The sequence below is a fragment of the Anaerosporobacter sp. genome, assembly GCF_031551385.1.
Classification (GTDB): Bacteria; Bacillota; Clostridia; order Lachnospirales; family Lachnospiraceae; genus Anaerosporobacter.
Genome location: NZ_JAVBNS010000257.1, coordinates 24,279 through 35,017 on the forward strand (window position 1 = coordinate 24,279; position 10,739 = coordinate 35,017).

Annotated in this window: 9 protein-coding genes; all 9 read left to right on the plus strand. The window is 32.8% G+C overall.

Going from position 1 to position 10,739, the window contains the following annotated elements:
- The first annotated feature begins 31 nt into the window (after positions 1 to 31).
- Positions 32 to 961, plus strand: coding sequence for an SPFH domain-containing protein (locus tag RMR19_RS19260; RefSeq protein ID WP_310605128.1), 930 nt, complete (start codon positions 32 to 34; stop codon positions 959 to 961).
- A gap of 182 nt (positions 962 to 1,143) precedes the next feature.
- Positions 1,144 to 1,548, plus strand: a complete 405-nt coding sequence (locus RMR19_RS19265; RefSeq protein WP_310605129.1) for a hypothetical protein — start codon at positions 1,144 to 1,146, stop codon at positions 1,546 to 1,548.
- 13 nt (positions 1,549 to 1,561) lie between these two features.
- Positions 1,562 to 2,617 carry a hypothetical protein gene (locus tag RMR19_RS19270; protein ID WP_310605130.1) on the plus strand — a complete coding sequence of 352 codons (1,056 nt, stop codon included), beginning with the start codon at positions 1,562 to 1,564 and terminating at the stop codon, positions 2,615 to 2,617.
- Between the two features lie 43 nt (positions 2,618 to 2,660).
- Positions 2,661 to 3,539: a diadenylate cyclase CdaA gene (gene cdaA / locus RMR19_RS19275; protein ID WP_310605131.1), complete on the plus strand. Its 879-nt coding sequence runs from the start codon at positions 2,661 to 2,663 to the stop codon at positions 3,537 to 3,539.
- Entirely contained in the window at positions 3,520 to 4,917 is a 1,398-nt protein-coding gene (locus tag RMR19_RS19280; RefSeq protein WP_310605132.1) for a CdaR family protein, read from the plus strand. The genes cdaA and RMR19_RS19280 overlap by 20 nt, the downstream gene beginning before the upstream one ends.
- Before the next feature lie 32 nt (positions 4,918 to 4,949).
- Positions 4,950 to 5,225 (plus strand): HPr family phosphocarrier protein, encoded by a 276-nt coding sequence (locus RMR19_RS19285; protein WP_310605133.1) that lies wholly within the window; start codon positions 4,950 to 4,952, stop codon positions 5,223 to 5,225.
- Positions 5,226 to 5,487: 262 nt separating this feature from the next.
- Positions 5,488 to 7,161, plus strand: coding sequence for a 2-isopropylmalate synthase (leuA, locus tag RMR19_RS19290; protein WP_310605134.1), 1,674 nt, complete (start codon positions 5,488 to 5,490; stop codon positions 7,159 to 7,161).
- A 281-nt stretch (positions 7,162 to 7,442) separates the two neighbouring features.
- Positions 7,443 to 9,791: a bifunctional glycosyltransferase family 2 protein/CDP-glycerol:glycerophosphate glycerophosphotransferase gene (locus RMR19_RS19295; RefSeq protein ID WP_310605135.1), complete on the plus strand. Its 2,349-nt coding sequence runs from the start codon at positions 7,443 to 7,445 to the stop codon at positions 9,789 to 9,791.
- Positions 9,792 to 9,818: 27 nt separating this feature from the next.
- Positions 9,819 to 10,598, plus strand: a complete 780-nt coding sequence (locus RMR19_RS19300; RefSeq protein ID WP_310605136.1) for an ABC transporter permease — start codon at positions 9,819 to 9,821, stop codon at positions 10,596 to 10,598.
- The last annotated feature ends 141 nt before the right edge of the window (positions 10,599 to 10,739 follow it).

Here is a 10,739-nt window from a genome sequence, read left to right on the forward strand (position 1 = left end):
ATGAGGATTATTGAATGGAGGAAAAAAGTGTATGGATACTTGGCAAATAGTAGGGGTAGGTTTTGTAATTATTATTTTAATGATTCTTGCATCATGTATTAAAATTGTACCACAAGCACAATCATGTGTAGTAGAACGATTAGGTGGATTTCAAGGAACGTGGAATGTAGGTATACATGTTAAATTACCACTTCTTGATCGTATAGCAAAAAGAGTAACATTGAAGGAACAAGTAGTTGATTTCGCACCACAACCTGTTATCACGAAAGATAATGTAACAATGAGAATTGATACCGTTGTATTTTATCAAATTACAGATCCTAAATTATATGCATATGGTGTTGAAAATCCAATTATGGCAATTGAGAATTTAACAGCTACAACATTAAGAAATATTATTGGTGATTTGGAACTTGACCAAACACTTACATCAAGAGAAATAATTAATACAAAGATGCGTGTATCACTTGATACAGCAACAGATCCTTGGGGAATCAAAGTTAATCGTGTTGAGCTTAAGAATATTATTCCTCCAGCAGCTATCCAAGATGCAATGGAGAAGCAGATGAAGGCAGAGCGTGAACGTAGAGAGGCAATTCTTCGTGCAGAAGGTGAGAAGAAATCTACAATTCTTGTTGCAGAAGGTAAGAAGGAATCTGCAATTCTTGAAGCAGAAGCAGAAAAAGAAGCAGCAATTCTTCGTGCAGAAGCAAAGAAGGAAGCAACAATTCGAGAAGCAGAAGGTCAAGCAGAAGCAATTCTTGCAGTACAAAAGGCGAACGCAGATGGTATTCAATTCCTGAATGAAGCAAACCCAGGTAATGCAGTACTTCAATTAAAGAGTTTAGAAGCATTTGCAAAGGCTGCAGATGGTAAAGCAACTAAGATTATTATTCCTTCTGAGATTCAAGGAATTGCAGGCCTTGTTAAGGGCATAACAGAGGTAGCAAAAGAAAGTTAATACAATTTAATAGAAATGTAGAAAAGGTAATGATTTTAACTAGAAAAGGCTGTTAAAATCATTATCTTTTTTTACGCTGTAAAAAATTAGGGTATAATACAGGGGAGTTACAAAAATAGTTCTCGAAATCAAGCCTTCTTTGTGGTATAATAACTTTGGATATTTTGTTGGGAGGTGAATCAATGCTTGACAATAATAAAATAAAATTAATGACAAAGCTTGCTATATATGAAAAAAATGAAGGACAAGAAGATATCAAATTAAGTAAATATTACAAAATGGATTTTGTGAGATACCAAGTACTTAAATCAATCGTAAGTGTAACCGTTTCGTATCTATTAGTATTAGTGATAGTAGCTTTTTACAAATCAGAGTATCTTATCCAAGAAGCGGTTAAGCTAGATTATAAGGCAATTGGTTCAACAGTGTTGGGAATTTATATAATAATTCTTACTGTCTATGTATTGGGTTCTGTTATTGGCTACTCATTCAAATTTGATTTATCAAGAAAAAGACTTTTTAAATATAGAAAAAATCTTAAAAAACTTCGTCAATTTTATCATAACGAAGAGAATGAGCTGAAATAGGGAGATATAGTATATGATGAGTTTACTCGTTTTGAAAGAAAGACTAATTACAATTTACCAGAAGATTGATGTGTATGCGAAGCCTATTATTCGATTTGTTATGGCACTTATCGTTTTTTTGGTAATTAATAATTCATATGGTTATGATTCGCGTTTTAAAAGTTTGCCAGTAGTGTTGATACTGTCGCTAATTTGTGCTTTTTTACCTACACCAATTATGATAATTATGGCAGCAATGATATCATTTTTGCATTTTTATTTTGTGTCACAGATATTGTCTATTATAGTAATCATTGTATTTTTGATATTATATTTACTATTTGCTAGATTTACACCAAAGCAAGGTTATGTATTAGTATTAATTCCAATCTGCTTTATGTTAAAGATACCATATGTAGTGCCAATTTTACTTGGAGTAATAGCAACACCATTGTCAATGATACCTGTTACTTGCGGCATCATAGTATATTTTTTCATTGACATAGCGAAACAAGCAGCGCAGATTACAGTTACATTAAGTGTTGAAGATGCATTAATGGTGTATACGTATGTTGTTGATAGTTTGAAATCAAATAAAGAAATGTTACTTACAATCGCTGCATTTGCAATTGTGATGGTAATTACTTATATGATTCGTACAAGAAAGATTGACCATGCGTTTGATATTGCGATTGCTTCAGGAGCAGTTGTGAATATACTTGTGTTTTTAATTGGTGATCTGAGATTAGATATTCAAGATCAGATTGTATGGTTAGTTTTAGGAACTATTATTTCTGGTATGATAGTGTATATCATACAGTTTTTCCGTTTAACATTAGACTATACAACAGTAGAGTATGTACAATTTCAAGATGATGATTATTACTATTATGTAAAAGCAGTACCAAAGATGAAGATAACAGTGCCAAAAAAGAATGTTACAAAGATTAATGAGAAGAAAGTTACAGCAGATAATGTTGATATTAAAGAAGTTGTAAAGAATGAACTATATGATGATTATGATGAGAAGTATGATGATACAAACTACGATGAGTATGATGATTATTTTGATGAAGATAATAGAAAATAAGTGTTATATGCATTGTAAATTTTGGGGCAAAGGTGCGGAGTAAATGGAGACAATTAAGAGTTTTGTTAATGATTATTTGGTATGGTTATCTATCCCAAAGTTAACACTAACTGATATTTTAGAAATACTAATATTAGCCTTTTTAATCTACCATATTGTTAATTGGGTAAAAAGCACTAGGGCATGGATGCTAGTAAAGGGAATTATTGTGCTTTGCATCTTTAGTGTTGTTGCCTCAGTTATGAACTTTAATGTAATTCTTTGGATTATATCAAAAACAATTAATGTAGGTATCATAGCTGTTATTATAGTATTTCAGCCAGAACTAAGAAAAGCATTGGAACAGCTAGGAAGAAAAAATATCATGGCATCTTTTATTCCTTTTGATGATCAAAAGGAGAAAAATGAACGATTCTCGGATAAAACAGTATCAGAAATTGTTAGAGCAACATTTGAGTTAGCAAAAACAAAGACGGGTGCGTTGATGGTTATTGAACAGAATATTGTATTAAGTGAATATGAAAGAACCGGAATTAATATAGATTCTGCTATAAGTAGCCAGTTATTAATAAATATTTTTGAACACAATACACCTCTTCATGATGGAGCTGTTTTAATTCGTGGAAACCGTATTGTGGCAGCGACTTGCTACTTACCATTATCCGATAACATGGAATTAAGTAAGGATTTAGGAACAAGACATAGAGCTGGAGTAGGAATTAGTGAAGTGTCCGATAGCTTAACGATTACTGTATCAGAAGAGACAGGAAAGGTATCGATAGCGATTGGTGGAGTACTAATTCGTAATGTAGATGGAGATTATCTAAAGAATAAGCTACAATCATTCCAAAAGAAATCTGCAGAAACAAAAAAAATAAAATTCTGGAGGGGAAGACTAAAGAATGAAAAGAAGGTGGACTAAAAATTTAGGACTAAAAATTTTATCTTTGGGTCTTGCCGCACTTATATGGTTTGTTATCGTAAATATTGATGATCCTGCAATTACAAGAACATTTCGTCTATCTGTTGAAAAGAGAAATGAAGATGTAATTGCGAGTCAAGGAATGTGTTACGAAGTATTAGAAGGCGATGCGGTTACAATTACGGTTAAAGGTAAGAGAAGTGTTGTAGAGGCATTAACAACATCAGACTTTAGTGCATATGCAGACCTATCTAAACTATCAAGATGGAATGCTGTACCGATTAAAGTAGAGCTAACAAAGTATCTTACAGAATCGGATACACCAAGTATAACACTTGGAACAGTAGATACTTTAATTGTTACTCTTGAAGATACAGAGACAAAGCAATTTAAAGTAACAGTAGTTAAAAAGGGAACCGTTGAAGACGGATATTGTATTGGAGAATTAAAAACAAAACCGAATATTATTCAAGTAACGGGAGCAAAATCTCAGATTAGCAAGATAGATGAAGTTCGAGTTGAAATTGATGTATCGAATGCATCAGAAGACTTTACTACAACAGGTGCACCAAAGGTATATGATTCCGATGGAAAAGAAATTAATTCATCGAAGATGACGTTTAGTACAACAGAAGTTAAAGTTATCGGTACTTTGTTAAATACAAAAGCAGTTCCAGTTGTGATAGAAGTTCAAGGAACTCCATTACACGGATATCGTCATACTAATACAGAATATGAACCTAAGAGTGTTACAATTGCTGGAGATAAGCAAGTGTTAAGCCAAGTTAGTAAGATTGTAATACCGATAGACATATCTGGGAAATATACAGATATTGAAACGGAGATTACTTTGGATAGCTATATTCCAGAAGATGTTATTCTTGAGGAAGAAAGTCGTTCTGTTATGGTTAATATTGTTATTGAAAAGTTACAAGTTAAAGATTTTACATTCACGGTAAATGATATTCAATTCAAGAATTTGAATGATAAATTGAAATTTAGTTATTCAAGTAGTAGTACGTCAAATGAAATTGTCGTTAAAGTTATGGGAAGTGAAGAAGAGTTAAACAATCTAAAGATAACAGACTTAGCCCCATATATCGATTTACAAGAAAGAAATAAACAAGGTAATTATGTTATTGAAATCCGATTTGCTGATTTAGAAGGGATTGAGATACAGAATAGGCCGACAGTATCAATTGAGTTGACGACAGAGCCAGATACGACTGATGAAGACGACAATCAAGGCGCTGGTATTGATCCAAACCAAGGAACTGGTGATGGAGTTTTAGATGGAGAGGATGCTACTAATATAGATAATAGTGGCGACGGAACTGTTGAGAATGACGCGGACACTGGAAATGATGATGAAGAATAAAACGTTACAAAGAAGTAACGCAAGGAGGCACTATGGTAAGTCAAAAAATAGTAGTTCAGGGTGCATATGGACTGCATTTGCGACCAGCTAGTTTAATGTGTCAAGAAGCATTGAAGTATTCTTGCCATATTACACTATTGTCGGGGACGAAATCAGTGAATGCAAAAAGTGTATTAGGAGTACTGGGTGCTTGTGTAAAGCGTGATATGGAAATTGAACTGCAATGTGACGGAGAAGATGAAGAAGAGGCACTACAAGCAATTGTTAATTTACTCTGTACCATCTTTGAAGAAGAAAAACAAGGTTAGAGTTAATTGTCATAGGTATGAAAATATATATTGATAAAGTAAAGTGCTAATGTTATAATGAAAAACAAAACTATCAACGATAAGACATATAACAGAAAAGGAATGATAAGGATGGGGCTAGAGTAGACAGATCAAAGTTGTTTATAATTAAGCGCTATAGCGTGATTTATCGACTCCGTGGTTTGGAATGTTGCGAGGCTTTATTGTGAACGAACTGTAAAGAGTGAAGTTCAACAAATTCTAAATTTTGGAGGAAAATATTATGTTAAATTATAAGAAGTATCAAAGAGTTCCTGTAGTGAATTATCCTGAACGTGAGTGGCCGAATAAAGAAATCGAGAAAGCACCAATTTGGTGTAGTGTTGATTTACGTGATGGTAACCAAGCATTAATTGAGCCAATGGTAGTTGAAGAGAAAGTTGAATTCTTCAATATGCTTGTTAAATTAGGTTTTAAAGAAATCGAAGTTGGATTTCCGTCTGCATCGCAGATTGAATTTGATTTCTTGAGACAATTAGTAGAACGCAAGTTAATTCCAGATGATGTTACTGTTCAAGTATTAGTGCAATGTAGAGAGCATTTAATTAAACGTACATTTGAAGCATTAGAAGGAATCAATACAGCAATTATTCATATCTATAACTCTACATCGACATTACAACGTGATGTTGTGTTTGGAAAGTCAAGAGAAGAGATCAAACAAATTGCTATTGATGGCGCTACTTTGGTAAAAGAAAATGCGAAAGAATTTCCTGGTAAGATTATCTTAGAATATTCACCAGAAAGTTTTACAGGTACAGAACTTGATTTTGCATTAGATGTGTGTACGGCAGTTCAAGATGTTTGGCAGCCTACAAGTGACAATAAGATAATATTCAATTTACCATCTACAGTCGAGATGAATACAGCAAATGTGTATGCAGATCAAATCGAATGGATGAGTCGTCATTTTAAAGATAGAGAGAACGTTATTGTCAGTGTTCATCCTCATAATGACCGTGGTACAGGTGTTGCCTGTGCAGAGCTTGCATTACTTGCAGGTGCAGATCGTGTAGAAGGAACATTGTTCGGTAATGGAGAGAGAACAGGAAATGTTGATATTGTGAATATTGCTTACAATATGTTTTCACAAGGAATTAATCCTGAACTTGAATTAGATCATATTACAGAGATTACAGAAGTTTATGAAAGATGTTGTAAACTTCCTATTCCTGCAAGACACCCATATGCTGGTAAGTTAGTATTTACGGCATTCTCTGGCTCGCATCAAGATGCTATTAATAAGGGTGTTAAAGCAATGAAGGATAGAAACAGTGAAATCTGGCAAGTACCATATCTTCCAATTGATCCAAGCGATATCGGAAGAGAGTATGAACCAATCGTTCGTATTAACAGCCAATCTGGTAAAGGTGGCGTGGCATTCGTTATGGATACATATTATGGTTTCAAATTACCAAAAGGTATGCATAAAGAATTTGCAGATGTTATCCAGAATATAGCTGAAAAGCAAGGTGAAGTAGCACCAGAACAGATTATGGAAGAGTTCAAAAAAGAATATATTGATATGAAAGAACCACTTCATTTTAAACGTTGTAAGATGGAAGATATCTCAGAAGTAGACAAAGATTTTGATACGAAGGTTGTATTAACATATACTTATAACGGAGAGGAAAAAGTAATTGAAGATTACGGTAATGGACCAATTGATGCTGTTCAAAGAGCAATAAAGGATTCTTTAGGATACGAGATTAAAGTTTTGGATTACTCAGAGCATGCATTAAGAGAAGGTTCTAACGCACAAGCAGCAGCTTATATCCATATGCTTGACCAACAAACTAATAAGGCTACATTTGGTGTTGGTGTAAGTTCGAATATTACAAGAGCTTCTATCAGAGCAATTTTTAGTGCAATTAATCGTTTGAAATTTAATGATTAAGAAATATTTAAGAAATCATGCGATTCAAAAAGGAAATACTACTAAAAAAATGATTTATTATTAAATTTGGTGAAATAGATAATACTAGTATAGAGGAATCTATACATTATGTGCAATTTGATTCCAAACATGGAAATAGTTGGAGGAATGATTGCATATAGTGTGCAGATTCCTCTATCTGATTATGGAGTTATACATTATGCGTGCATTGACTTGAAAGTATAAAAATGCTATAATTCCTTGGATGGTTTGAAAAAGAATTTGGAGGAAAAGGATAAAATATGAAGGTAAGTATAATTATTCCCTTTCATTATGGCATAGCGTTCTTAGAAGATTGCCTTACTAGTTTGAAAGAACAGAATTATCGTGACATAGAAACAATTTTAGTATGTGATCATATCAAAGAAGATATAGATTCGCTAGTAGCTGAATTTAAACAAGAATTGAATATATCAGTGCATCATCTAGAGGAAACAACAGGAGTAGCTGCGGCTAGAAATCGAGGTCTTGATAAAGCGCAAGGTGAATATGTTTATTTCTTAGATAGTGATGATTATTTATATATAGATACATTAGAATTTCTTGTCGAATCAACAATTGATACGGATGCAGATATTGTTTATGGTAAAAAGAAAATCTCTTGGTTTAAACGAAGTGTATATATGAGCACAGTTGTTGAAGATGAGAATGAAGAGAACTCGGAAAGCGATGAAGACCGAAACGCATTTGAAGAAGCGCAATCAAGAGCTGAGAATGGGAATGAGCAAGATACGAAAAGTCCGATAGATGATGATTATATTGATGATTCATCTGAGGATGAAAAAGAGGAATTAAGTGAAGAAGAATTACTAGCAGCAGAAGAGCGAAGAATTCGTCGTAAGAGAGAACGAGCTCACCGTACTATGGTTACAACTAGAAAAGGAATTCGTAATGTTTCTGTGTTGAATATCTTAATGAAGAGAAGCATTATAGAAGAGCATAACATTCGTTTTAATGAGAAATTCAAATTTTATTCAGACTTATCGTTTTTAATACAAGTACTTGAGTATGCACAGAACTTTGAAAAGAAGATGCGAGCAGTATATATAAAGAGAAAGCATAATGATTCAATTAATATGCCAGCGTTATCTCAGATGAATGAACCTAACAAGTTTGATGAGTATGTTGAGGCATATTACTATACAATATCATTAATACCGAAAGACAGTACGTTAAGAAACCGTCTTGATCGTAAGATTATCAATTACTATGTTAAGACATTTTCACCTAAATTACGTAGAAGTACGAATGATATGTGGAGAACAGAACGTTTCGAGACGTTAAGAAAAATCGTTAATGAAATGGACCCTGCTGTTATTAAGATGCAAAAGGGTTATAGAAAACGTTTGGTGAAGGCACTTAAAAAAGGTGATTTGAAAAAATCGCAACGACTTGTCAATTGGAATCTTGGTAAGAGAAAATTTAAAAGTATTATTAAAAATAAAAGAACATTAGCAAAATTCTTATATATCCATAGTTTCTTAAAGAAACCAATGATAGAGAACTTAGTATTATGTGAGAGTTTCTTTGGTAAGAGTTATTCTGATAGTCCAAAATATATCTATGAATATTTAGCAAAAACTTATCCAGGAAAATATAAATTCATTTGGGTAATTGGTAATAAGAAGACAGAGATTCCTTATCCACATAAAAAAGTAAAGCGTTTTAGTATTCGATACGCATACTATATGGCACGTTGCAAATACTTCGTATTCAATGTAAGACAACCTCGCTGGATGCGTAAACGAGAAGGCAGTATATTCTTAGAGACATGGCATGGAACACCACTTAAAAGATTAGTATTTGACCAAGATGAAGTATGTGGAGCATCTCCACAACATAAAATCCAGTTTTATAAGGATTCAAGAAAATGGGATTATCTAGTATCAGCGAACTATTTCTCTTCTGAAGTATTCAAAAGTGCATTTATGTTTGATAAAGAGATGTTGGAATTTGGATATCCAAGAAATGATATTCTCTATGCACCAGACAAAGAGGAAAAAGCGATTGCTTTAAAGAAGAAATTAGGAATTCCATTAGATAAGAAGACGGTATTGTACGCACCAACATGGAGAGATGATGAATTCTATGGAAGTGGACAATATAAATTTGAGTTAAAACTAGATTTAAGAAAGATGAAGAAGGAATTAGGAGATGAATATGTAGTATTGCTTCGAACACATTACTATATTGCAGATTCCTTGGATGTTACAGGTGTGGAAGATTTCGCATTCAATTTGAGTAAATATGATGATATCGCAGAGATTTATTTAATCTCAGATATATTAATTACAGATTACTCTTCTGTATTTTTTGATTATGGAAATCTAAAAAGACCGATGTTATTCTTTACTTATGATTTAGAAAAATACAGAGATGTATTACGTGGATTCTATATTGACATGCTAGAAGAAGTACCAGGACCACTTCTTTACACTTCAGATGAAGTATTAGAAGCAATTAAGAATATCGATAAAATCGAAAAAGAATACAGTGGGCGTTATGAACTATTTTATGAAAAATTCTGTAGCCTAGATGATGGACATGCTTCTGAGCATGTAGCAGAGACAGTTTTTAACCCAAAAAAATAATGAAGAGTTAAAGGATGTTTAACAATAATGAAAAATCGTATCAAGAATTTTTTAAAGTATAACTTCTTACTATCGGAGTTAGTGAAGAAAGACATTAAACTAAAATATAGAAGGTCTATTCTAGGTTTATTTTGGACGTTACTAGAGCCTTTGTTAACGATGATAGTACTAACAGTTGTATTCTCAAAATTGCGAGGTAAAAGTGGTAATTTCTTCCCAGTATATATATTAACAGGTAGATTACTATATACGTTTTTTGCGAATTCAACGAAAGCTGCAATGAAGGCAATCCGAACAAATAGTGGAATGATTAAGAAGGTATATATTCCAAAGTATATCTATCCATTATCAAATGTAATATCGAACTTTGTAATATTCCTATTATCGTTACCTGTACTAGCATTAGTAGCAATTGTGTTTAAAGTGCCAATTACATGGCATGTAATAGAAGCAGTGATTCCATTAATATTATTATTTATTATGTCACTTGGCGTAGGTATGATCCTATCTGCAATGGCTGTATTTTTCCGTGATATTGAATATCTATGGTCAGTAGCGCTCATGTTAATCATGTACTGTTGTGCAATCTTCTATGAGCCAGGTAGTGTAATTAAGCAAGGATATGGCTGGGTGTTTGATATTAATCCATTATATGCGTTAATTACGAATTTTAGAAACTCCATAATCTATGGTACTTCTATGAATATGAATGCATTGATTTATTCAATAGTATTTAGTTTTGGCTCCTTGTTTATCGGTATATGGTTCTTCTATAAGAAACAAGATAAATTTATCTTGAATATATAGTATGAGTTGCCCGACAAATGGGCCATTTGAACCTTGAAAATTTAATATATTATCTTCAAATATGGTATAATTGAGGTATTAAGAAAAGGAGTGATCATATGTCTTTCTCATCAAATACCTCACAACAAATCAGTATATTTG

Excerpts from the sequence above, each read along its gene's own strand:
- cdaA (WP_310605131.1), top strand. The coding sequence starts at position 2,661 with ATGGAGACAATTAAGAGTTTTGTTAATGATTATTTGGTATGGTTATCT.
- RMR19_RS19285 (WP_310605133.1), top strand. The coding sequence starts at position 4,950 with ATGGTAAGTCAAAAAATAGTAGTTCAGGGTGCATATGGACTGCATTTG.
- RMR19_RS19270 (WP_310605130.1), top strand. The coding sequence starts at position 1,562 with ATGATGAGTTTACTCGTTTTGAAAGAAAGACTAATTACAATTTACCAG.
- RMR19_RS19295 (WP_310605135.1), top strand. The coding sequence starts at position 7,443 with ATGAAGGTAAGTATAATTATTCCCTTTCATTATGGCATAGCGTTCTTA.
- leuA (WP_310605134.1), top strand. The coding sequence starts at position 5,488 with ATGTTAAATTATAAGAAGTATCAAAGAGTTCCTGTAGTGAATTATCCT.
- RMR19_RS19280 (WP_310605132.1), top strand. The coding sequence starts at position 3,520 with ATGAAAAGAAGGTGGACTAAAAATTTAGGACTAAAAATTTTATCTTTG.
- RMR19_RS19300 (WP_310605136.1), top strand. The coding sequence starts at position 9,819 with ATGAAAAATCGTATCAAGAATTTTTTAAAGTATAACTTCTTACTATCG.
- RMR19_RS19265 (WP_310605129.1), top strand. The coding sequence starts at position 1,144 with ATGCTTGACAATAATAAAATAAAATTAATGACAAAGCTTGCTATATAT.
- RMR19_RS19260 (WP_310605128.1), top strand. The coding sequence starts at position 32 with ATGGATACTTGGCAAATAGTAGGGGTAGGTTTTGTAATTATTATTTTA.